At 57.8% G+C, this 22,660-nt stretch carries 17 protein-coding genes; 4 read left to right on the top strand and 13 right to left on the bottom strand.

The annotated features are described in order from the left end of the window. Positions 1 to 65: 65 nt before the first annotated feature. The 5 genes from QOT07_RS18745 to QOT07_RS18725 all read right to left on the bottom strand — a co-directional run bounded on the left by QOT07_RS18745 (position 66) and on the right by QOT07_RS18725 (position 5,790). Complete coding sequence (locus QOT07_RS18745) at positions 66 to 1,082, bottom strand: Zn-dependent oxidoreductase (protein WP_099062620.1); 1,017 nt, start codon at positions 1,080 to 1,082, stop codon at positions 66 to 68. A 14-nt stretch (positions 1,083 to 1,096) separates the two neighbouring features. Further along, positions 1,097 to 2,311: a D-mannonate dehydratase ManD gene (manD, locus tag QOT07_RS18740; RefSeq protein WP_085118175.1), complete on the bottom strand. Its 1,215-nt coding sequence runs from the start codon at positions 2,309 to 2,311 to the stop codon at positions 1,097 to 1,099. 203 nt (positions 2,312 to 2,514) lie between these two features. Next, entirely contained in the window at positions 2,515 to 3,432 is a 918-nt protein-coding gene (gene yegS, locus QOT07_RS18735) for a lipid kinase YegS (RefSeq protein WP_283603730.1), read from the bottom strand. Positions 3,433 to 3,920: 488 nt separating this feature from the next. Further along, complete coding sequence (gene trhP / locus QOT07_RS18730) at positions 3,921 to 5,273, bottom strand: prephenate-dependent tRNA uridine(34) hydroxylase TrhP (RefSeq protein WP_099062618.1); 1,353 nt, start codon at positions 5,271 to 5,273, stop codon at positions 3,921 to 3,923. Between the two features lie 178 nt (positions 5,274 to 5,451). After that, on the bottom strand, positions 5,452 to 5,790 hold the full coding sequence (locus QOT07_RS18725; protein WP_099062617.1) for a YegP family protein: 339 nt from the start codon (positions 5,788 to 5,790) through the stop codon (positions 5,452 to 5,454). Positions 5,791 to 6,144: 354 nt separating this feature from the next. Here QOT07_RS18725 and QOT07_RS18720 point away from each other — a divergent pair, with 354 nt between their 5' ends. Continuing rightward, the gene (locus QOT07_RS18720; RefSeq protein ID WP_112348659.1) at positions 6,145 to 6,408 is read left to right on the top strand and encodes an antitoxin; all 264 of its coding nucleotides are present in this window, start codon (positions 6,145 to 6,147) and stop codon (positions 6,406 to 6,408) included. A 2-nt stretch (positions 6,409 to 6,410) separates the two neighbouring features. Continuing rightward, on the top strand, positions 6,411 to 6,797 hold the full coding sequence (locus QOT07_RS18715) for a type II toxin-antitoxin system VapC family toxin (RefSeq protein ID WP_099062615.1): 387 nt from the start codon (positions 6,411 to 6,413) through the stop codon (positions 6,795 to 6,797). Between the two features lie 6 nt (positions 6,798 to 6,803). Here QOT07_RS18715 and baeR read toward each other — a convergent pair whose 3' ends face one another. Genes baeR through QOT07_RS18685 form a run of 6 tightly spaced genes read right to left on the bottom strand, consistent with a single transcriptional unit; the run spans position 6,804 to position 17,777 of the window. Beyond that, positions 6,804 to 7,520 (bottom strand): envelope stress response regulator BaeR, encoded by a 717-nt coding sequence (gene baeR / locus QOT07_RS18710; RefSeq protein WP_219016796.1) that lies wholly within the window; start codon positions 7,518 to 7,520, stop codon positions 6,804 to 6,806. Then, positions 7,520 to 8,902 carry an envelope stress sensor histidine kinase BaeS gene (baeS, locus tag QOT07_RS18705; RefSeq protein ID WP_099062613.1) on the bottom strand — a complete coding sequence of 461 codons (1,383 nt, stop codon included), beginning with the start codon at positions 8,900 to 8,902 and terminating at the stop codon, positions 7,520 to 7,522. The genes baeR and baeS overlap by 1 nt, the downstream gene beginning before the upstream one ends. After that, positions 8,899 to 10,329: an MFS transporter gene (gene mdtD / locus QOT07_RS18700; protein WP_283603729.1), complete on the bottom strand. Its 1,431-nt coding sequence runs from the start codon at positions 10,327 to 10,329 to the stop codon at positions 8,899 to 8,901. The genes baeS and mdtD overlap by 4 nt, the downstream gene beginning before the upstream one ends. A gap of 10 nt (positions 10,330 to 10,339) precedes the next feature. Beyond that, positions 10,340 to 13,420, bottom strand: a complete 3,081-nt coding sequence (mdtC, locus tag QOT07_RS18695) for a multidrug efflux RND transporter permease subunit MdtC (protein ID WP_099062611.1) — start codon at positions 13,418 to 13,420, stop codon at positions 10,340 to 10,342. Next, a complete protein-coding gene (locus QOT07_RS18690) occupies positions 13,417 to 16,536 on the bottom strand; it encodes an MdtB/MuxB family multidrug efflux RND transporter permease subunit (protein ID WP_207979904.1) in 3,120 nt (1,039 codons plus the stop codon). The genes mdtC and QOT07_RS18690 overlap by 4 nt, the downstream gene beginning before the upstream one ends. Then, positions 16,536 to 17,777 (bottom strand): MdtA/MuxA family multidrug efflux RND transporter periplasmic adaptor subunit, encoded by a 1,242-nt coding sequence (locus QOT07_RS18685; protein ID WP_283603728.1) that lies wholly within the window; start codon positions 17,775 to 17,777, stop codon positions 16,536 to 16,538. Before QOT07_RS18685 ends, QOT07_RS18690 begins: the two co-directional genes overlap by 1 nt. A 270-nt stretch (positions 17,778 to 18,047) precedes the next feature. Between QOT07_RS18685 and QOT07_RS18680 the strand changes: the two genes are divergently transcribed. After that, positions 18,048 to 19,001 (top strand): aldo/keto reductase, encoded by a 954-nt coding sequence (locus tag QOT07_RS18680; protein WP_261416911.1) that lies wholly within the window; start codon positions 18,048 to 18,050, stop codon positions 18,999 to 19,001. Between the two features lie 24 nt (positions 19,002 to 19,025). Here QOT07_RS18680 and QOT07_RS18675 read toward each other — a convergent pair whose 3' ends face one another. Together QOT07_RS18675 and yegD are read right to left on the bottom strand one after the other, a co-directional pair. Continuing rightward, a complete protein-coding gene (locus tag QOT07_RS18675; protein ID WP_283603727.1) occupies positions 19,026 to 19,592 on the bottom strand; it encodes a GNAT family N-acetyltransferase in 567 nt (188 codons plus the stop codon). A gap of 49 nt (positions 19,593 to 19,641) precedes the next feature. Further along, positions 19,642 to 20,994: a molecular chaperone gene (gene yegD, locus QOT07_RS18670; protein ID WP_112348669.1), complete on the bottom strand. Its 1,353-nt coding sequence runs from the start codon at positions 20,992 to 20,994 to the stop codon at positions 19,642 to 19,644. 166 nt (positions 20,995 to 21,160) lie between these two features. On the opposite strand from yegD, the gene alkA reads away from it, so the two are divergent. After that, positions 21,161 to 22,657 carry a DNA-3-methyladenine glycosylase 2 gene (gene alkA, locus QOT07_RS18665; RefSeq protein WP_099062605.1) on the top strand — a complete coding sequence of 499 codons (1,497 nt, stop codon included), beginning with the start codon at positions 21,161 to 21,163 and terminating at the stop codon, positions 22,655 to 22,657. Positions 22,658 to 22,660: the final 3 nt, after the last annotated feature.

The raw sequence follows: 22,660 nt of genomic DNA, 5'->3' as shown, positions 1-22,660 counted from the left end.
TTTAATCGCGATGCTTCATGGTTGGAGAGGGCCGCTTCCTGCAGCCCCTGGCCCTGGTAGAGTAATCAATCGAATTGCAACAACACCTTGCAGCAGGTGCGCTGATCTTTTTCGAACATTAACATCGCCTGTTCAACCTCGGCGGCCGGCACGCAGTGAGTAATTAACTTCTGTGGGGCGATTTTCCCGCTGGCCATCCACTCGATGACCTGCGGGAAGCGCGCGCTGTTGAGGCGTGAGGAGAAAATCGACAGCTCTTTACTGGTGATGCTTTGTTGAGTCACGGTGCAGGCCTCGCCGGAGAACCCCATGATGCCGATGCGTGCCGCTGGGGACGCCAGGTTGATCGCCTCCTGCAAAATGGCCGGATGGCAGGCGGCGTCGACGATCAGCGTCGGGCGGATGCCGCGTCGTTCCAGTTCGGCGGGCAGCGACGCTTCGGCATTGTTGAATGTCCAGTCGGCCCCGTTTTCCTGCGCCATCTCCAGTCGTTCCTTGATGCGATCGGTGACGATCACCTGCTTCACGCCGTAGACGCCTTTCAGCGTTTGGATCACCGTCAGCCCCATCGGCCCCGCGCCGTAGACAAGCGCGATATCAGCGGCATTGGGCTGCAGATGGGCGGTGATATTGGCGGCAATGGTGAAGGGTTCGACCATGGCGGCGTGGCGATCGCTGATACTGTCCGGAATGCGGTAGGCGTTACGCGCCGGGGCACAGGCATAGTCACTGAAGCCGCCGTCGCGGTGCACACCTATTACCTGCAGTTCGGTACAGACGTTGGGGCGGCCTATAGAGCAAGGGTAGCAATGGCCGCAACTGACCACCGGATCGACCGAAACGCGTTCGCCGAGCCGCTGCGGGTCGACATCGCTGCCCACCTGATCAATCACGCCAAAAAACTCATGACCGATCACACGCGGGTAGCGGGCGAAAGGATTATGACCATGATAAATATGCACGTCAGAACCGCAGATACCGGCAAATTTAACCTTTACCCGCACTTCATTAGCGGCCGGCTGCGGCAGAGGGCGCTGCTGGATAGCCAGCAGGCCGGGCTGTTCAATGACCACGCTTTGCATGGTGCGTTCTCCTGTTACCAGTTCCATAGGGTGCCATCCTCCAGGCGTGCGACCGGCAGGTAAGCCGGTTCGTACGGATAACGGGCGGCCAGTTTTTCGTTGAACTCAATGCCCAGCCCCGGTTTATTGCCCGGGTGCATATAGCCGTCGTTAAAGCTCCAGCTATGGGGGAACACCTCGAGCATTTGTTCGGAGTAACCCATGTATTCCTGCACGCCAAAGTTCGGCACCCACAGATCAAAATGCAGCGCCGCCGCCATGCAGATAGGCGAAAGATCGGAGGGGCCGTGCGAGCCGGTGCGCACCTGATACAGCGAGGCAAAGTCGGCAATACGGCGCATGCCGGTAATGCCACCGGCGTGGGTCAGGGTGGTGCGGATATAGTCGATCAGTTGCTCTTCAATCAGCTGTTTGCAATCCCAGATGCTGTTAAACACCTCGCCGACGGCGATTGGCGTGACGGTGTGCTGGCGGATCAGGCGGAAACATTCCTGATTCTCCGCAGGTGTGGGGTCTTCCATCCAGAACAGGCGGTATTGCTCAACGCTTTTGCCGAAGCGTGCGGCCTCGATCGGGGTCAGCCGGTGGTGCATGTCGTGCAGCAAGTGCTCGTCAAAACCAAAGCGGTTGCGCACGGCTTCAAACAGTTTGGGGGTGAAATCGAGGTATTTCTCCGTTGACCACAGCTGTTCTTCCGGCCAGTTGCCCTTGGTGGCGGGTTCATAAGCCAACCCTTTGCCCTTGGCCATGCCATAGGTGGTTTTCATGCCCGGCACGCCACACTGGGCGCGAATGGCTTTAAAGCCCAACTCTTTATGTTTGGCGTAGTCGTCGAGCACTTCGTCGATAGAATGGCCGGTGGTGTGGCAGTAAACCATCACGCCAGTACGTGATGCGCCGCCCAGTAACTGGTACAGCGGCATGTTGGCGGCCTTGCCTTTGATATCCCACAGCGCCATGTCTACGGCGGAAATGGCGGACATGGTCACCGGGCCGCGCCGCCAGTAAGCGCCTTTATAGAAGAACTGCCAGATGTCTTCGATCTGGTGGGCATCACGACCGATCAATTGCGGACAGACGTGATCTTTCAGGTAGGACGCCACCGGCAACTCGCGGCCGTTAAGGGTTGCGTCGCCGATACCGGTAATCCCCTCGTCAGTGGTGATCTTAAGCGTGACAAAGTTCCTGCCTGGGCAGGTCACAAAAACCTCTGCGTTGATAATTTTCATAGGTCTAATCCTGTTCCCACGGGTCATCATAATGGACGAAAAATACGCCATGAACTAACTACCATACAAGTATGATTTAATGAATTTGCCGGAGAGGATCACATTTTGTCGCAGAAAAGGGAGCAGCGGAGGCAAGGCAAAGGCGGACGGGTTGCCCTTATAGCAAACCGCGCCCAACCTGTGCTGGTGGGCGCTGTGGGGGACTATTTAGAGGACTGAGGTTGGCCCAGTAATCCACAGTTGGGTGGCAGGCGGCATTCGATGGCGTTGGGCAGCACTTCAATACGGAAATGAGTGCCCTTGAGCGGTTCGCCGTCGAGATTAAAAGCCATCTCATGGGGCGCATCGATTTCCAGCCACGGCAGTGCAGCGCTGATCACGTTTTTGTTTTCTTCATCGCTAAACAGGCTGGCCACTAACGCCGGCAGCAACTCATCAGCGATCAACAGACGCAGTTGCAGCAAGCCATCGTTGATCAGTGCGTCCGGGCATAACTGCTGCCCGCCACCGGCTTGTTTGCCGTTACCGATGCCAATCACCAGCGCGTCGCCGGACCAATGGAAATCCGGCCCACGGATCTCGCAGCGATCGGCCTTGAGCGTATCCATGCGCAGTAAGCCATGAATAAAGTAGGACACACCGCCTAACACGGCCTTCAGTTTTTCCGGGGTCTCGGTCGTGATACGAGTGCCAAAGCCGCCGGTGGCCATATTGATGAAATAGCGATGATCATTCACTTTGGCCAGGTCTATCGGGACTGCGCGGCCTTTTACGGCTAAACGCAGTGCCTGCTCCGGCAGCAGTGGGATATTGCAGGCTACGGCGAAGTCGTTGGCCGTGCCCAACGGCAGAATGCCCAATACCGGCCGACCCTTGGCCGGTAAGGTTGCCAATGCTGCGGCCACTTCGTTGATGGTGCCATCGCCGCCGCCGGCAATCAGCGTGGTCACTCCCAGATGGCAGGCTTCCTGCACATACCGTGCAGCATCTCCATGCTCCCAGGTGACGCGAACGTGCAGAGTTTGGCCCTCATCCCGCAACTTCTGGACGGCAAGGCGAACCTCTTCGTTGCCGGCGCCTTTGCCATTAATGATAAGAAGCGCTGGTGCTGGTGGATGCATTCCCGGTCTCTCCCTGCGGTAAACAGATAATGAGCAACGATAAACTACCCACCCGCGGCAGGCCATCAGAATATTCAGTTAATTCTGGGTAGATGCCGTTGGGCAGAGATAATTCCTACATAATTGACTTAATCTGAGATATACGCCGCAGATGAGTTAGCGTTTTTTGTTAATGAATTAATTAACCGTTGTAGCATGGTATTTATATCGCTGTGAGGAAGGTGCTTTTAAAAATAGATTTAAATAATGTGTTAAAAAAATGGCTGGTTATATTAGCGATACCCGAGCGGATAGGCGGTTGAAATCAAAGAAAAAGCCAGTCCAAGGGAGATTGGACCGGCTAAGGAGGTGGTTCCTAGTATTGCTATGCAAATATTTTTCGTTCTTAGTTTTAAGCAGCCTGATATTAACCAAGCTGCGGACTAATTGATGTGATCCAATTCTAATATTTGCTAAAAATCACCACTTAAAGATAGCCAGCGGAATTTTCACACCGCAGGAGTATTGGTATCAGGCAAATTGCGGATCAGCAACGCGTAATTGAGATCGATATCATGCGGGATCGGCAAATAGACGATATGCCCGTTGCCTGGCGCCACATCGATCGCTTCACCTTTTTTATTCTGCATGCTCTCCAGGGTAAACAACACGTTACCACCGGGAGTCATCATCTCTACGCCATCACCGACCATGAACTTGTTTTTCACATCCACTTCTGCCCAACCGTCACGGCGGACGCCGGTGAATTCACCGACAAACTGCTGGCGTTCAGACAGTGAGGAACCGTAATCATAGTTTTGCTGGGCTTCATGCACATGGCGACGCAGGAAACCTTCGGTGTAACCCCGGTGCGCCAAACCTTCCAGTGTGGTGAGCAGGGTGGGATCGAATGGTTTGCCCGCGACCGCGTCATCAATGGCGCGGCGATAAACTTGCGCAGTGCGTGCGCAGTAGTAGAAGGATTTGGTACGGCCTTCGATTTTCAGCGAATGCACGCCGAGCTGAGTCAGACGTTCTACGTGCTGGATGGCGCGTAAATCCTTCGAGTTCATGATGTAGGTGCCGTGTTCATCCTCAAAGGCGCTCATGTATTCATCCGGCTTTTGCGCTTCGGACAGCATGAACACTTTGTCGGTTGGCGCGCCGATACCCAATGTCGGTTCGACGGTCTGCACCGGGATCGGCTCATGCATATGCACGATGTTGCCGGTCTCATCCTCTTTGCCTTCTTCCGCCTTGTACTGCCAGCGGCAGGCATTGGTGCAGGTACCCTGATTAGGGTCGCGTTTGTTGATATAACCGGACAGCAGGCAGCGGCCGGAGTAGGCCATGCACAACGCACCATGAACAAAGATTTCCAGCTCCATCTCAGGTACCTGGGCGCGGATCTCGGCGATCTCTTCCAGTGACAGTTCGCGCGACAGGATCACTCGCGTCAGCCCCATTTGCTGCCAGAACTTCACCGTTGCCCAGTTAACCGCATTCGCCTGTACTGACAAATGAATGTCCATCTGCGGGAAGGCTTCGCGCACCATCATGATCAGGCCGGGATCGGACATGATCAGCGCATCCGGGCCCATGTCGATAACCGGTTTAAGATCGCGCAGGAAGGTTTTCAGCTTGGCGTTGTGCGGGGCGATATTCACCACTACGTAGAATCTTTTGCCCAGTGCGTGGGCTTCGTTGATCCCCTGCGCCAGGTTCTCATGATTGAATTCGTTGTTGCGCACCCGCAGGCTGTAACGCGGTTGGCCGGCATAAACGGCGTCGGCACCATAGGCAAAGGCGTAACGCATGTTTTTCAGCGTACCGGCCGGGGAGAGAAGTTCCGGTGTAAACATAATGAGTCTCGGTCTGATTTCAGGTCAGTACCGCACCACCAAATGGCGCAGTAAAAGCGGGGGATTGTAGCGGCAGCGTGGCAAGAAATCAGCAGGTAACCGGATTTATTACAGGGAGATTGATCCTGGTCATAAGAAAAACGCGCGATGGCAGCCATCGCGCGTCGCCCAGATGAAGTTATGCGCTCAAATCGCGCACATCGGTGCTCGGGCCGTTCTTGATCACCGACTGAATACCGTTTTTTGCTGCTGTTTCAGAGCTGTACATTTCACTGACGCCGATCACCTGATGGTTCTTGGCTTTCAGTACAAAGTAAGGCTGATTGCTGGTGCTGTGTTTCAGTTCGTACTGCGCTTCGTGAGGGGAATTGGTTTGCACTGAGGCAATGCCATTTTCCGCCGAGGCCTTGCTGGCGTACATCTCACTGGCCAGAATAATTTCACCATTACTGGCTTTCAGGTTGAAGTGGTACTGTCCATTCTTTGCTTTTTTCAGCTCATAGTGACCGATTGCCATGGTTCCTCTCCTGTGGGTTCCGATAAGTGATGTAAGTGTAGCCAATAGCTTGAAATTGGGCGGCTAATAAACATGACTTGCGCACCATAGCGCAAAAAACAGGCGATTTTTTTGCGCTGGCGTTGAGTTTTAACCAGCGGATAGTGCTGTAGCACGAGAAGCTAATGGGGGATTGTGATGCGCAGAAAGTCTGCGCAGCTGGCCGCATTTTTGCCATGGCAGTATTTCACCGACGGTCACGCCACGTTAAGGTTGGCTCGCTGCGTCATTGGCGTTCAAAAAACAAGCACAGCATCTTGGCATCGAAGCTCAACAGGCATATGCTTAGGCCTATGCCTGTCAGAGGAGATGAAAATGGAAAGAGTCGCGAAGCTGTTTAAAAACGGCAGAAATCAGGCGGTGAGATTACCCGTGGAATTCGAATTTGATACAGATCGTGTGTATATCCGCCGCGATCGGGAGGGAAACGTGATTTTATCAAAGTATCCGGCAAAACCTGACAGTTGGGCTCCACTGCTGCAAATGATCGAGCAAACTCAGGTGCCGCAGGACTTCCTGGTGGCTGAGGATCGTCAACAGGGGATCGCCATCCGCGATCCGTTCGGCGAGGAAGAGTAAGCATGTACATGTTTGATACCAATACGGTCAGCCAACTGTTCCGTCGGCATCCCCGCTTATTGCGCGTAATGGAAAAGATCCCGCCGTCTGCGGTCTGCATTTCCAGTATCACGGAGGCGGAATTGTTGTATGGCGTAGCCAAGCGGCAAAGTTTGGCGCTAAAAGCGACCGTGGCGGCATTCCTGGATTCCGTGACGGTGTATGCCTGGGACCGGGAAGCCGCGCATTGCTACGGAACGATGCGGGCGGATATGGCGAAAAAGGGGCGAGTAATGGGGGCTTTGGATCAGCTTATTGCCGCACACGCGCAGAGCCGTGGTGCGACAATAGTGACTAACGATAAGGCGTTCGCCATGGTGCCGGGGCTGAGGGTCGAAGACTGGACCTAGAACCGGTTACAGCCCATTCACCAGCCGACAGGCTTCGGCTTCCCAGCGGTAACCCACGCCATACACCGAGCGGATAAAGGATTTTTCGCCGTCGATCAGCTCCAGCTTGCGCCGCAGGTTTTTGATATGGCTGTCGATAGTGCGGTCGGTCACCACCCGGTAGTCGTCATACAGATTATTCAGCAGTTGCTCGCGTGAGAACACGTTGCCCGGCTGGCTGGCCAGCGTTTTCAGCAGGCGGAATTCCGCCGGGGTGAGATCCAGCATTTGGCCCTGATAGCTGGCCTGAAAGCGCGGTTCATCAATATGAAGCTGGGTTTCTTCCTGCGTATTATCCAGCGGGCGGTAGCAACGGCGCAGAATGGTTTTCACCCGGGCGACCACTTCGCGCGGGCTGTAAGGTTTGCAGATGTAATCATCTGCGCCGATCTCCAGCCCCAGCAGGCGATCAATTTCTTCAATTTTCGCTGTCACCATCACCACAGGGATGTCGGTAAAGCGGCGTAGTTCGCGGCAGACGGTCAGCCCATCAGCGCCCGGCAGCATCAGATCCAGCAGGATCAGTGCGGGGGCACGTTCATGCACTGCCGGCACGACTTCGCTGCCATTGGTCAGCCAGCGCGTGGCGTACCCTGCGGCCTGCAGGTAGTCCACCAGCAGTTGGCCAAGTTTAGGTTCGTCTTCAACAATCATAATTTGCAACGGCTGGTTCTGGGTTTCCATCATGACGCCTTATTCATTACCGGGACGGCGAATTCTACTGTAATCCGCACGCCGCCCAAAGGCGAGTGCTGTGCGTAGATCGTCCCGTTGTGTGCTTCCACTATGTTTTGACAGATCGACAGCCCCAGTCCGGAGCCGCCGCTGGCACGATTACGCGAACCTTCGGTACGGTAGAAGCGTTCGAAAATGCGCGCCAGTTGCTCATCATTGACGCCTGGCGCGCTGTCCTGCCAGTAAATCCGCAGGCGGCCCGGCAACGGCTCTGCACCGATTTCCAGCTTACCGCCGGCGTCGGTATAACGCAGACTGTTTTCCAGCAGGTTGTTAAACAGCTGATTAAGCCTGTCCGGATCGCCAAACAGCGATGCCTGTTCAGGCAACAGAGTCACGATTTCCAGCCCTTTGGCGCGGAACCGGTCGCGGAAGCTGGCGACTGCAATTTGCAGCAAGTGCACACAGTCGACTGGTGATTTACGGTAAGCGAGCGCGCCGAGATCGGATAACGACAGTTGGTGCAGGTCATCTACCAGCTTGGTCAGGGTGGTGACTTCCGCCAGCAATGAGCTGAGTGAGGCCGGGGTGGGTTGGCGCACGCCGTCTTGCAAGGCTTCAAGTTCGCCGCGCAACACCGCCAGCGGGGTACGTAATTCGTGCGAAACGTCGGCCATCACGGCGCGCCGCATCTGTTCATTTTTTTCCAGTGAGGTGGCGAGCTGGTTAAAGTCCTGCGCCAGTCGCCCCAGTTCATCCTGGCTGCTGACGGCCACACGGGTGCCGAAATCCCCCGCAGCCAGGCGATGAGTACCTGCTACCAGGCGTTTGACCGGCGCCAGTAATCCGCGCGACATCAGCCAGGTCACCGCCGCTGCCAACAGCGTGGAGAGGGCGACAATCATCCAACTGGTGCGCCTTTGCTGTTGGTCGAAGTTGATGTCGGTATTGCGCGTCAACCTCTCAACCGGGGTGGTGATCACCCAGCCGACAATTTCATTGTTGTAGCGGATCGGATGGCGCGGGCCTTCCTTCGGCAGCGGGCCGGAATGCCCGACCAGCCGGTTAAACTGGCTGTCTACCACCCAGAACTGGGTACGCCAGCCCTTGGGCGGCAGATTGTGGCTGCTGTCGCTGTTCTGTTCGAACGAACGCATGATCTGGTAAACCACCTGATCGTTATTGCGCAGAAAGACCCAGTTGCCGTGGCGGCTGTACTGTTCTTCCAGCGCTTCACCCAGCATATTGATACGCTGCTCGTTGCTGTTCTTGATGTAGTCGATAAAACCGCGCTCGAAGCTGACACGCACACCCCAATGCATGGTGATGAGCACCAGCATGCAGGTGGCGAAGATCGCCATGAACAGTTTACCGGTAATGCCTATTTTCATTGCAACCTCGTGGAGCCGGTGCCCGGCTCTTTGGTCAGCGTACGGTTAGTCGTGGTATCGGCCGGGACACGGGCGAAGGCCAGCGCAGGCAGGGCGATGATTAACGCCATGCAGCAGTAGCTGTAAATAAAGGCGCTGTGAATCGCCGGGCTGCCGGTGATCACCTGCTGATGGGCAAAGCTGCCGATCAGAATACCGGCGATGCTGACGCCAAGACTCATCGACAGTTGCATCACCATCGACAGCAGGCTGTTGCCGCTGCTGGCCAGCCGATCAGGCAAATCTTTCAGCGTCAGGGTATTCATGGCCGAGAAGCGCAGCGAGTTGACCATGCCCTGGAAGAACAACACCACCGGCAACAGCCAGATCCAGCCGAGCATGGCGACCAGCGGGAAACTCAGGCTGATCAATGCCAGCATCAGCGTTGCGGCCACCAGCACGTTGCGGTAACCGAAACGGTTAACCACTCGCACCACGATGCGCTTCATCCCCATACTGCCAATAATCATCGGGATCATCATCAACCCGGCGTGGAACGGAGAAAACCCCATGCCGACCTGCATAAACAGCGGCGTCATAAACGGCAACATGCCGCTGCCGATACGGCCCAGCAGGCTGGCCGTCAGCCCAACTTTATAGGTCTGGGTTTTGAACAACCGCAGCGAGAATAGCGCCCGGCTGTTGCCGTGAGCATGCCACCAGTAACCGGCCAGCGCCGCTACGCCGGCTACCACCAGGCCGCCGATGGCGGTGGCCGACAACCCCATTCCCTTGTGGCCGTCAAGCGCCAGCGTCAACGTCGCCATACCGATAGCCAGCATGATAAAACCGCTGATGTCGAAGCGCCGGGTCTGCATGCGGTAGTTGGGCATCAGCAGCAGCGTGGCGATGGCCCCGGCAATTCCCACCGGAATATTGATCAGGAAAATCCAGTGCCAACTGGCGTACTGCACCAAAAAGCCGCCCAGTGCCGGCCCCATTAGCGGGCCGATTTGGCCGGGCAGGGTAACAAAGGTCATCGCCGCCATATACTGTTCGCGCGGGACGATTTTCATCACCGTCAGCCGACCGACCGGCACCATCATCGCGCCGCCGATGCCCTGCACCACGCGTGAGGCAATCAGCTCATTCAGGGTTTCGGAGCGGGCACAGAGGATCGATCCCAGAGTGAACAGCACGATGGCGCTGAAGAATACCCGCTGCACGCCAACCCGATCCGCCAGCCAGCCGCTGGCCGGCAGCATCACCGCCACCGTCAGTACGTAGGAGACGATCACCGATTGCATGCGCAGCAGATTCTCCCCCAGGCTGACAGCCATCGATGGCAGGGCGGTGTTGACGATGGTGGTGTCCAGCGTCTGCATAAAGAAGCCGAACGCCACAATCCAGAGTTGCCACTGTACTGAAGCGGTGTGTTTTATAAGCATCAATCAGCCATTATTGGGGCAAAGGATCCAGTTTCTTGCCGCGACGGAACTTCATCTGCAGCCGGTCAAAATACAGGTAAATCACCGGGGTGGTGTACAGCGTCAACAGTTGGCTGACGATCAGGCCGCCTGCGATGGTGATACCGAGCGGCTGGCGCAGTTCGGCGCCGTCACCGTGGGTCAGTACCAACGGCAATGCACCGAACAGCGCCGCCAGCGTGGTCATCATGATAGGTCTGAAGCGCAGCAGGCATGCCTGGAAAATGGCGTCTCGCGCACTAATGCCGCCGTTGCGCTGCGCATCCAGGGCAAAGTCGACCATCATGATGGCGTTTTTCTTCACAATACCGATCAACAACATAATGCCAATCAGCGCAATCAGGCTGAACGGCGCGCCAAACAGCTCCAGCGCCAGCAGCGCCCCCACGCCGGCAGAGGGCAGGGTGGACAGGATGGTCAGCGGGTGAATATAGCTTTCGTAAAGAATGCCAAGCACGATATACACCGTGGCGATGGCGGCGGCGATCAGCAGCAACTGGGATTTCAGCGTTTCCTGGAACACCTGTGCGGTACCGGCGAAGGCACCGCGTACGGTGGCGGGGACGCCGAGTGCCGTTATGGTACGTTCCACGGCGGCGGTGGCATCGGACAGGCTGCCGCCATCCGGCAGGTTAAACGAGATGGTCGAGGCGGCCGACAGCCCCTGATGGTTAACCGACAGCGGTGCATTGGCCGGTTGCCAACGGGCGAAGTAGGACAGGGGAATAGCCTTGCCGTCCTTGTTGATCACGAACATCTTGTCCAGTGAACTGACGTCCTGGGTATAGGGCGGCGCCACTTCCATCACCACTTTGTACTGATTGAGCGGCTGATAGATGGTCGAAATCTGGCGCTGACCGAAGGCGTTGTTCAGCAGGTTGTTGGCGTCAGAGACCGAAATACCCAGCCGGGCCATGGTCTCACGATCGTAAACCAGATCCATCTCCGACCCTTTGTCCTGCTGATCGGAGTTGACGTCTGCCAGCTCTGGCAAGGCGGCCAGTGCGGTACGGATCTTCGGTTCCCATTCACGTAACGCGGCGAGGTCATCTGCCAGCAGCGTGTACTGGTAGCTGGCGTTAGCCTGCCGACCGCCGACGCGGATATCCTGTACCGCCATCAGGAACAGGCTGGCTCCCGGCTCTTTGGCTAATTTGGCGCGCAGCCGGGCGATCACTTTTTGTGCATCATCGCTGCGTACCGACAGGGGTTTCAACGAAATAAACATCGAGCCGCTGTTGGTACGTGACCCCCCGGTAAAGCCGGTGACGTTTTCCACATCCGGATCTTCACGCACAATCTTCATAAAATCTTCCAGCTTCACGCGCATCGCCTGGAAGGAAATGCTCTGGTCAGCCTGGATAAAGCCCATCAGCCGACCGGTATCCTGCTCCGGGAAAAAGGTTTTTGGAATGCTGACATACAGCCACACGTTGAGCGCGATGGTGGCCAAAAACACCGCCAGCACCCAGCGCGAATGGCCAAGCACCCAGCTCAGCGAGCGACCGTAGCCCTGTTGCAACGCCAACAGCATTTTACCGAAGCCGCGTACTCGCCTCTGCGAGCGCGGCGGCTGGTGGCGCAGCAGGTAGGCACACATCATCGGGGTTAGCGTCAGTGAGATAATCAACGACAAACCGATCGACACCGACAGGGTCACGGCAAACTCGCGGAACAGACGGCCCGGCAGGCCTTCCATCAGCAGCAGCGGAATAAACACCGCCACCAGCGACACGCTCATCGACAGCACGGTAAAGCCGACTTCACGCACCCCGACCAGCGCCGCGTTGACCGGCTTCATGCCGGCCTCGATGTGGCGGGAAATGTTCTCCAGCACCACGATGGCGTCGTCGACCACGAAGCCGGTGGCGATGGTCAATGCCATCAGCGACAGGTTATTCAGGCTGAAGCCGCACAGATACATGGCGGTGAAGGAACCGATCAGCGATACCGGTACGGCGACCGCCGGGATCAGCGTAGCGCGGCCGGAACGCAGGAAGATAAACACCACCAGGATCACCAGCCCAATGGCAATCACCAGCGACTGTTCTACCTCGGCCAGCGAGGCGCGAATGGTCGGCGAGCGGTCCTGGGCGATATTCAGTTGGATTGACGCCGGAATGTTGTCTTGCAGCGCGGGCAATTCGGCGCGAATACGATCGACGGTTTCAATGATGTTGGCATCTGGTGCCCGGCTGATGGCCAGAATAATCGCCGGTTTGGCATCGGTCATCCCGGCGTTGCGCACGTCCTGTACCGAGTCGTTGACCGCAGCCACATCACTCAGGCGCACCGCCGAGCCGTTGTTATAGTGAATAATCAGTGGGCGATAAGCCTCGGCAGTTTTCAACTCGTCGTTGGCCTGGAGCTGCCAGCGCTGCTGAGGATCTTCCACCGCGCCCTGCGGCCTGCGCACGTTGGCATTGCTGATGGTCTGGCGCACCGCATCGAGCGATATACCCTGATTGAACAGGGCGCTCGGGTTGAGTTCGACCCGCACCGCAGGCAGCGAACTGCCGCCGACCGAAACGTCACCCACTCCTTCAGTCTGGGCGATTTTCTGCGCCAACTGGGTAGAGGCAAAGTCGTAAAGCTGGCCCTGGCTGTAAGTATCCGAGGTCAGCGTCAGGATCATGATCGGCGCGTCGGAGGGGTTGACCTTACGGTAGCTGGGGCGGCTTGGCATGCCGGTAGGCAGCAGGCTTTGCGCCGCATTGATTGCCGCCTGTACGTCACGTGCGGCCCCGTTGATATCACGGTCGAGATCAAACTGCAGGATCACTCGCGTGCTGCCCAGTGAACTCATCGAGGTCATTTCATTGACCCCGGCAATTCGGCCCAGTGCGCGTTCCAGCGGCGTCGCCACCGATGAGGCCATGGTCTCTGGATCGGCACCCGGCAGCGAAGCGCTGATCGAAATCACCGGATAGTCGACCTGCGGCAGCGGGGAAACCGGCAGCAGGCTGAAGCTAATCACGCCGCTGATGGCGATGGCCAATGTCAGCAGCGTGGTGGCGACCGGCCGGTAGATGAACAGGGCAAAGAATTTCACGGCAGCTCCTGCGCATCCGGCTGGTGGCGAGTGTTACGCGCCAGCTTGTCAAACAGCAGGTAGATCACCGGGGTGGTGAACAGCGTCAGGATTTGGCTCATCACCAGTCCGCCGACCATACAAACCCCGAGCGGGTGACGCAGTTCCGCGCCGACGCCGGTACTGAGCATCAGCGGAAGTGCGCCGAGCAACGCGGCCAGCGTGGTCATCAGGATCGGCCGGAAACGCAGCAGGCAGGCCTGATAAATCGCGTCATACGGCGTCATCCCCTGCTCACGCTCGGCGGCCAGGGCGAAGTCGATCATCATGATGGCGTTTTTCTTCACGATGCCGATCAGCAGGATGATGCCGATAATGGCGATCACGTCCAGTTCGCTGCCGGCCAGCATCAGCGCCAGCAAGGCACCGACCCCGGCGGTGGGCAGAGTAGACAGAATGGTCACCGGGTGGATAAAGCTCTCATACAGCACGCCCAGCACGATATACATCGCCACCACCGCCGCCAGGATCAGCCACAGGGTGCCGCCCAGCGCTGCCTGGAACGCCAGTGTCGCGCCCTGGAACTGGGTGGTGATGTCTTTTGGCATATTGAGGTTTTTTTCCGCCAGGGTGATGGCATCGACCGCTTCACCGAGCGAATAATTGCCCGCCACGTTAAAGGAGATGGTGGCCGCCGGGAACTGATCCAGGTGGTTAACCGACAGCGGCCCGAAGCGCTGCTCAATTTTGGCAATGGTGCTCAGCGGTACTATGGTGCCGTTGCTGCTGGTCAGGCGGATATCATTCAGCGCCGCCAGTCCTGGCGTGCTGCTGACGTCATGTTCCAGCACTACGCGGTATTGGTTGGCCTGGGTGTAAATGGTGGAAATTAACCGCTGGCCAAAGGCGTTATACAACGCATTATCCACGTCGCTCATGCTGATGCCGAGTCGGGAAGCCGAATCGCGATCGACATTAACATAGGCGACCAGTCCCTGATCCTGCCAGTTACTGGTCACGTCCGCCAACTGCGGGGTTTGTTTCAGCTCTGCCATCAGTTGCGGTACCCACAGGCTCAGATCGTCCAGCGACATCGCCTGCAAAGTAAACTGGTATTGGGTACGGCTGACCTGGGTATCGATGGTCAGATCCTGCACCGGCTGCAGATACAGCTTCACGCCGGGGAACTGCGCGCTTTGCTGCTGCAGGCGGGTGATGATGGCCGGAATGCGGTCTGCGCGTTCGCTTAAGGGCTTGAGGTTGATCTGCAACCGGCCACTGTTGAGCGTGGCGTTGGTGCCGTCAACGCCGACAAACGACGTCAGGCTTTCCACTGCCGGGTCCTTGAGAATTTCTGCCGCCACCTGCTGTTGGCGTTCGGCCATATTGCTGAACGACACGGATTGCGGCGCTTCCAGCGTGCCCTGAATAATGCCGTTGTCCTGCACCGGGAAGAAGCCTTTTGGGATGATCAGGTACAGCAACACGGTGAGGACCAGCGTGCTGAACGCCACACCCAGGGTCAGCCAGGGATGATTCAGCACCGTTTTCAGCCATTTGCCGTAGCGGGCGATGACCCGATCAAAGAAACGCTCGGAGGCCGCGGAAAAACGGTTCTGTTTACGCAGCGATTCGTGGCTCAGCATGCGTGCGCACATCATCGGTGTCAGCGTCAGCGAAACCACGGCGGAAATCAAAATCGCCACCGCCAGCGTCACGGCAAACTCACGGAACAGTCGGCCGACGATATCGCCCATAAACAGCAGTGGGATCAGCACCGCCACCAGCGAGAAGGTCAGTGAGATAATGGTGAAGCCGATTTCACCGGCGCCTTTCAACGCCGCGTCGAGCGGTTTCTCCCCCTTTTCGATGTAGCGCGAGATGTTCTCGATCACCACGATGGCGTCATCGACCACAAACCCGGTGGCAATGGTCAGTGCCATCAGCGTCAGGTTGTTGATCGAAAAGTTCAGAAAGTACATGGCGGCGAAGGTACCGATCAGCGATAGCGGTACCGCGACGCTCGGAATAATGGTGGCAGGCACGTTGCGCAGGAACACGTAAATCACCATCACCACCAGCGCTACCGCCAGCAGCAGTTCGAACTGTACGTCGCTGACCGAGGCACGAATGGTGGTGGTGCGATCGGTCAGTACCTTGACGTCGACCGACTTCGGCAGGCTTTTAATCAGCGTTGGCAGCATTTCGCGGATGCTATCGGCGGTGGTGATCACGTTCACCCCCGGCTGACGCTGAATATTCAACACAATGGCCGGTTGCTTGTTGGCCCAGGCCGCCAGCCGGGTATTTTCTGCGCCCTGTTCGATGGTGGCGATATCCTGCAGGCGGATCGCCGCGCCGTTTTGGTAGGCGACAATCAGTTGGCGGTAATCGTCGGCGGACTTCATCTGATCGTTGGCGGACAGCGTGACCGAACGGGTTGGGCCATCCAGGCTGCCTTTGGCGGAGTTGACGTTGGCATTGCTGATGGCGGTGCGGATGGTTTCGCTGTCCAGGCCGTAGGCGGCGACGGCTGCCGCATTAAGCTTCACGCGTACCGCCGGTCGCTGACCGCCGGAAATCGTGACCAGCCCAACGCCGGTGACCTGCGATATTTTCTGCGCCACGCGGGTTTCCACCATGTCTTCCACCTGGGTCATCGGCATGGCGGATGAGGTTACGGCCAGCGTCAGGATCGGCGGATCGGCGGGGTTAACCTTGCTGTAAATCGGCGGGTAGGGCAGATCGCTCGGCAACAGGTTGGTGGCGGAGTTGATCGCCGCCTGCACTTCCTGTTCGGCGACGTCGAGCGGCAGTTCAAGCTGGAATTGCAGCGTCACTACCGAGGCACCGCCGGAGCTTTGCGACGCCATCTGTTTCAGGCCGGACATCTGGCCAAACTGCCGTTCCAGTGGGGCGGTGATGGCAGAAGTGACCACGTCCGGACTGGCGCCAGGGTACAGCGTGACCACCTGAATGGTCGGATAGTCGACTTCCGGCAAGGCGGAAACCGGCAGGGCGCGATAGCCGATAATCCCCGCCAGCAGGATAGCCACCATCAATAATGTGGTGGCGACCGGACGCAGAATAAACAGGCGGGATGGGCCGCCGCCGGGGTTAGGTGGCATCACCTGCATCAGGATTTCCCCTGAGCGCGCGGTGGATGGCTGGGTTTGGTGGTGGTCGCAGCCGCCTGCGGCGTCACCACTTCCACCTGCATGCCTTCAGTCAGACGATCGATACCGTCGGTAACCACCCGATCGCCGACGTTCAGACCGGCGTTGATCACCACCTGCCGGCTGTCCTGCATGCCGGTAGTGACCAGGTGTTTGTTGACTTTGTTCTCTTCACTCAGGGTCCAGACGAAGTTGCCTTCGTTGCCCATCTGCAGCGCCGCGGTTGGGATAACGGTCGCATCATGCAAGGTTGCCACTTTCAGCCGAGCGTTAACAAACTGATTGGGAAACAGTGCGTCGTCCTCGTTGGTAAAACGCGCCTTCAGTTTGATGGTGCCGGTGGTGGTGTCGATCTGGTTATCCAGACTCAGCAGCGAACCGCTCGCCAATTGGCTTTGGTTGGTGCGATCCCAGGCTTCGACGCTGACCGGGCCGGCTTTTTGCGCCTTGATCAAATCGCTGATATTGGCTTCCGGCAGGGTAAACACCACGTCGATAGGGTGAGTCTGGGTGATCACCACAATGCCGGTAGTGCTGCCGCTGGTGATGTAATTACCGACATCCACCAGCTTCAGGCCGACGCGGCCGTCGATTGGTGCGGTGATACGGCTGTAGGTGATTTGCAGTTTGGCGCTGTCGACCGTGCCCTGATCGGCCTTGATCGCCCCTTCTGTCTGTTGCACCAAGGAAAGTTGGGTATCCAGATCCTGGCGCGAGACCAGATTGGTTTTCGCCAGTTGCTGATAACGCGCCAAATCACGCCGGGCGTTGGCGAGCGTGGCCTGATCTTTGGCCAGTTGCCCCAGCGCCTGGGTCAGTTGTACTTCAAACGGGCGTGGGTCGATTTCAACCAGCAGATCGCCGGCCTTGACCTGTTGGCCTTCGGTAAAGTGGACTGCCATCAGTTGGCCGTCAACCCGGCTGGTGACGGTCACGGTGTTGGCGGCGGTGGCGGTGCCCAGCCCGGAAAGATAGCGCGGTACCGTCTGCTGCGTAACGGTCGCGGCCTGCACCGGTGACATTGGTGCCCCACGTCGGCCCCCGGCAGCTGGGCCGCTACCTGCATGGCGCGCACCTGGTGCGGTAGCCGTAGCCGGTGGTGAAGCGCTGAAGTGACGCCAAATCAGCACGGCGGCAATAGCCACAATGACCACCACCAGCAGGCGCAGTATCAGTGAACGACGTGGGTTTTTTGCATTCATGGCGGCGAAAATATCTCCAAAAGGGCAGGCGTGCGGGCACTCATTGCCTCAAAAGTTACACTCCTTACAGGATACTAGTTTAGCCAGCAAAGACGGCATAAAGATGAAGGAAATATGGAGGAATCGTCAGCATCGTCCGAATAAGTTGTAGATTTGATCATGCCAGGTTTATAAGAGAGTTAAACGGGCTTATAGCCAATGCGTTTTAGCCTGCCTTCCGATTTTGCGCTAATAATTAACCTGCAAATCATTAACCCCATGGAGCATGCAATGAGCAACAGAGAACTGGGCCGTTCGGGCATCAAAGTGCCGGCATTAACCTTCGGCGGTAACGTGTTCGGCTGGACGGCGGATCGCGAAACTTCCTTCAGCCTGCTGGATGCACTGGTGGAAAATCAGCTTAATTTTATTGATACCGCCGACGTGTATTCGAGCTGGGCACCGGGCAACCAGGGCGGCGAGTCCGAAAGCACGATTGGCCAGTGGCTGAAAAAAAGCGGCAAGCGTGATCAGGTGATCATTGCCACCAAGGTCGGCAAGCCGATGGGGGAAGGGAAGCAGGGGCTGTCGCCGCGCTATATCCAGCAGGCGGTCGAGGATTCACTGCGCCGTCTGCAGACCGACTATATCGACCTTTATCAGTCGCATGATGATGATCGGGATACGCCGCTGGCGGAAACCCTGGCGGCGTTCGATGCGTTAATCAAGGCCGGTAAGGTACGGGTGATCGGTGCCTCCAACTATCAGGCCGATCGTCTGGAAGAAGCGCTGAAAGTCAGTGAGCAGGAAGGGCTGGCGCGTTACGAAACCCTGCAACCGGAATATAACCTGTATGCGCGCGAAGGTTACGAACAAGGTTTGGAAGCGGTGGCGCAACGTCATGGCCTGGGGGTAATTAACTTCTTCTCGTTAGCCAGCGGCTTCCTGACCGGAAAATACCGCAGCGAGCAAGATATTGGCAAGAGCCAGCGTGGTGACAGAGTGATTGAGCAGTATCTCAATCCGCGTGGTTTTAAAATCCTGGCGGCGTTGGATAGCGTTGCGGCGAAACATCACACTTCACCGGCGCAGGTTTCGCTGGCCTGGTTGATGGCAAGACCGAGCATCACCGCACCGATCGTCAGCGCCACTTCGCTGAAACAGTTGGATGAGCTGATTAGTGCCACCCGACTGCGGTTGGAGGCTGAAGATATCAGCGCACTGAACCAGGCCAGCGCCTGGTAATATTTCCAACAATCAGCGGCGGGATTAGCCGTGGAGTTTTTCCCGCCAGGTTTGTTGTGCCAGCCGATACAGGACGTGTTTTTGCAACGGATGGCCTTGCGGCAGTCGGGGATGCAGGAAATTTTCGCCGTGGGACATCATGCCAATGCGTTCCATTACCCGGCGTGATGGCTCGTTGCTTTCGGCGGTAAAAGAGACCACTTCAGCCAAATCCAGGCGTTCGAAAGCGAAGCGCAGTGCGGCACCGGCGGCCTCAGAAGCATAGCCTTTACCCCAGTGCGCTGCGGCTAACCGCCAGCCGATTTCTACGCAGGGTGAGCAGGGCAGATCGTCCGCCGGGATCGCCAACCCGACAAAGCCGATAAAAGGCGCGCCGTCTTTTTCTTCCACCGCCCATAAACCCCAACCGTTTTGCTGCATAAACTGACGGATCTTGTCAGCCTGCGCGTAGCTTTGCTCGGCTGTCAGCGGGGCGGGGAAATAACGCATCACCTGTGGATCGGCATTGAGTGCGGCGAATGCCGGCAGGTCTTGGTCGCGCCAGGCGCGTAACAGCAACCGGTCACTCTCGAAGGGGAGTATTTCACTCATCGACTTGGCTCCAGTGAACAAAGGCGCGGCAAGCCGCGCCTTCTGGTCATTAACGGAACAGCGTTTGCGCCCAGCGTGCCAGCCCGGCGGTGACCGAGCCGAAGTCGTTGCCACCGACGATAGGAATGCCCGGCAACTGCTGTTGCAGCGCGGCGCGCAGCAGCGGTGAACGTGCGCTGCCGCCGGTGAGATAAATCACCTGTGGTGCGGTCTGGCTGCTGGCCAGCGCGGCGCTGACCTGTTCCTGAATGCGCAACAGCGGCTGCGAAATAGCCTCGGCAAGCTGATCCTGGCTGATGGTTTCCGCCAAATCAGCCTGGACGAAAGCCAGCGGTGCGCTGATGTTTTGCTGCGCAGACAGGGCGATTTTACTCTCCTCTGCCGCGCGCACCAAACGGTAGCTCAGACGTTGCTGGTGGACTTTCAGCAGGCGTTTGACCTTTTCCGGCTCGGCGGCATCGCGGATCAAATCTTGCAGCATGCGGCCGTTGGCGACGCTGTAAAAGTCGTTCTGCGCCGGCACGTCGTTGGTGGCGACGGCGTTCCAGTAGGGCAGCGCGGGCAGGGCGATACCCTTTCCGGTTTCGCCGCCCATGCCGAACAGCGGCATCAGCTGTTTGAATGCCAGCATGATATCCAGATCGTTACCGCCTACGCGGCAACCGCTGTGGCCCAGCAGGCTTTGCTGGCGATCGGCGCGGTCACGCCATTGCGGCCCCATCAGCAACACTGAACAGTCGGTAGTCCCGCCGCCGATGTCTACCACCAGCACGGTTTTCTCTTCGCTCAGCGTCGCTTCGAAGTCCAGTCCTGCCGCGACCGGCTCGAATTGGAATTCAATGTCTCTGAACCCGGCACGTTCGGCTGCGCGCTGCAAAATGCCCTGCGCCTGCTGGTTGGCCTCTTCACCACCCATGCCCTGGAAGTTGATCGGGCGACCGATGACCGCCTGGCTGATGCTATCCTGCAGAACGTTTTCCGCCTGGCGCTTGATGTGGAACATCATGGCGCACACCAGATCTTCAAACAGTGCGATCTGCTGCGGCTTCAGGCCGTTGGCACCCAGGAAGGATTTCGGTGAGCGAACAAAATACACCTCTTCCGGATCTTCAACGTAGTGCGCCAATGCCTGCAGGCCAAACAGCACGCTGTTATTCGCGACCGGAATGTCTTCCTCGCGATTGTAGTTGATCGCCCGGCGCAGCAGTTGCTGGTTCTCTTCGCTGCCGGTCGGCACCTGCCAGTGACGGTGCAAGCACTCGCTCACGGCTTCCCGCGTCGGCGCACACAGCATCGACGGTAAATAGGGTTCGTTGTTTTCCAACGTCAGCAGCTCGGGGCCGTTATCACGCATCACTGCGACGGAACAGTTGGCCGTTCCGTAATCGAATCCAATAAACATGTCTTTTCTCACTCCCCATGCCGATGAAGGGGGGCGACTTTACCCGAGACTTGCCCCCCGGGCAATGTGTGAGCGCGTAACTGACGAAAATTTTAGCGGCGAACGGGAGTGCATGCTTAACTTAATGTCCGAATCCCGCACGTCAGCGCATCAGCCGAGTCGCATAATGAACAAAAAACTGACCCCGAGCGTGGCCATGAAAAACCAACAGCAGGCGTTGTATCAGGCACTGAGTGCGCGCGATCGCAAATTCGATGGCCGCTTCTTCGTCGGTGTTTCTTCGACCGGTATTTATTGCCGCCCGGTGTGCAGTGCCCGCACGCCGAAGATCGAGAACTGTACTTTTTACCCGAGCGCGGCGGCGGCGGAGCTGGCGGGTTTTCGCCCCTGTCTGAAGTGCCGGCCGGAGTTGGCACCGGGGCTGGCGTTGATCGACCTCGGCAATCGCTACGCTCAGGTGGCGGTACAGTTGATTGAACAAGGCTATCTGTCGGAGCACAGCTGCGAGCAACTGGCCGCGCGGCTGGGGATTTCCGATCGCCACCTGCGGCGCATTTTTGCCGATCAGTTTGGCGCCTCGCCGATTGATTATGCCCAGTCGCACCGGCTGTTACAGGCCAAACGGCTGCTGGCGGATACCGATATGCCGCTGAGTGAAGTGGCGTTTGCCGCCGGTTTTGGCAGCCTGCGACGCTTTAACGAATTGTTCAAGGCGCGCTACCGGCTGATCCCCTCGGCGCTGCGTAGCAGCAGCGGCCGTAATGAGCGTACCGTCGCCAGCGGGCTGGTGTTTCATTTGGGCTACCGGCCACCCTATGACTGGCCGCGCATGCTGAGCTTTTTGCAAACCCGTGCGGTGAGCGGGGTGGAACGGGTTGAGGGGCAACAATATTTGCGGGCGATCGCCATTACTCAGGGCGGTATTGACTATCACGGCTGGGTCAGCGTACAGCCGGAGGAGGCCCGCAATCGGGTGCGGGTAGAGATCGCTCCGGCGCTCAGCCGGGTAACCACGGAGGTGTTACGCCGTATCCGCCAACTGTTCGATCTGGATGCCGCACCGGATCTGATCACCCAGGCCCTGGGAGCCCTGGCCGCCGATGCGCCGGGCCTGCGGCTGCCCGGTTGCGTCAACAGTTTTGAACAGGCGACCCGGGCGGTGCTCGGGCAGTTGGTCAGCGTCAAGATGGCGGCGACCTTTGCCGGGCGCATGGCGGAACGCTGGGGAACGCCGTTGGAACAGCCCTACGCCGGCATTACCCATGTGTTCCCCAATGCTGAGCAGGTGGCACAATTGCAACCTGAGGAACTGCGTCCGCTGGGGGTGCAATTAAAACGCGCAGCGGCGCTGATCGCCATTGCACGGGCGGTCACCGAAGGGCGGTTGCAGTTGGATAACGTGCTGGATATTGAGCAGGGGATCAAGGCACTGACCGCGTTGCCGGGAATTGGCAGTTGGACGGCCAGTTATATCGCTATGCGTGCCTGGTCATGGCCGGACGTCTTTTTGGCGGGAGATTATCTGATCAAACAGCGCTTTCCGGAGATGACGCCACGCCAGATTGAAAACTATGCCGAACGCTGGCGGCCATGGCGCTCTTACGCCACGCTGCATTTGTGGCATAACGATGGCTGGGTACCCTCAACGGACACTGATGGCTAGTCG

The organism is Serratia proteamaculans, from assembly GCF_949794035.1.
GTDB classification, from domain to species: Bacteria; Pseudomonadota; Gammaproteobacteria; order Enterobacterales; family Enterobacteriaceae; genus Serratia; species Serratia proteamaculans.
This window is presented reverse-complemented; position numbering and strand designations above follow the sequence as displayed.

Coding starts and splice junctions, on each gene's coding strand:
- QOT07_RS18745 (WP_099062620.1), bottom strand. CDS start 1,082: ATGCAAAGCGTGGTCATTGAACAGCCCGGCCTGCTGGCTATCCAGCAG.
- manD (WP_085118175.1), bottom strand. CDS start 2,311: ATGAAAATTATCAACGCAGAGGTTTTTGTGACCTGCCCAGGCAGGAAC.
- yegS (WP_283603730.1), bottom strand. CDS start 3,432: ATGCATCCACCAGCACCAGCGCTTCTTATCATTAATGGCAAAGGCGCC.
- trhP (WP_099062618.1), bottom strand. CDS start 5,273: ATGTTTACACCGGAACTTCTCTCCCCGGCCGGTACGCTGAAAAACATG.
- QOT07_RS18725 (WP_099062617.1), bottom strand. CDS start 5,790: ATGGCAATCGGTCACTATGAGCTGAAAAAAGCAAAGAATGGACAGTAC.
- QOT07_RS18720 (WP_112348659.1), top strand. CDS start 6,145: ATGGAAAGAGTCGCGAAGCTGTTTAAAAACGGCAGAAATCAGGCGGTG.
- QOT07_RS18715 (WP_099062615.1), top strand. CDS start 6,411: ATGTACATGTTTGATACCAATACGGTCAGCCAACTGTTCCGTCGGCAT.
- baeR (WP_219016796.1), bottom strand. CDS start 7,520: ATGGAAACCCAGAACCAGCCGTTGCAAATTATGATTGTTGAAGACGAA.
- baeS (WP_099062613.1), bottom strand. CDS start 8,902: ATGAAAATAGGCATTACCGGTAAACTGTTCATGGCGATCTTCGCCACC.
- mdtD (WP_283603729.1), bottom strand. CDS start 10,329: ATGCTTATAAAACACACCGCTTCAGTACAGTGGCAACTCTGGATTGTG.
- QOT07_RS18690 (WP_207979904.1), bottom strand. CDS start 16,536: ATGCAGGTGATGCCACCTAACCCCGGCGGCGGCCCATCCCGCCTGTTT.
- QOT07_RS18685 (WP_283603728.1), bottom strand. CDS start 17,777: ATGAATGCAAAAAACCCACGTCGTTCACTGATACTGCGCCTGCTGGTG.
- QOT07_RS18680 (WP_261416911.1), top strand. CDS start 18,048: ATGAGCAACAGAGAACTGGGCCGTTCGGGCATCAAAGTGCCGGCATTA.
- QOT07_RS18675 (WP_283603727.1), bottom strand. CDS start 19,592: ATGAGTGAAATACTCCCCTTCGAGAGTGACCGGTTGCTGTTACGCGCC.
- yegD (WP_112348669.1), bottom strand. CDS start 20,994: ATGTTTATTGGATTCGATTACGGAACGGCCAACTGTTCCGTCGCAGTG.
- alkA (WP_099062605.1), top strand. CDS start 21,161: ATGAACAAAAAACTGACCCCGAGCGTGGCCATGAAAAACCAACAGCAG.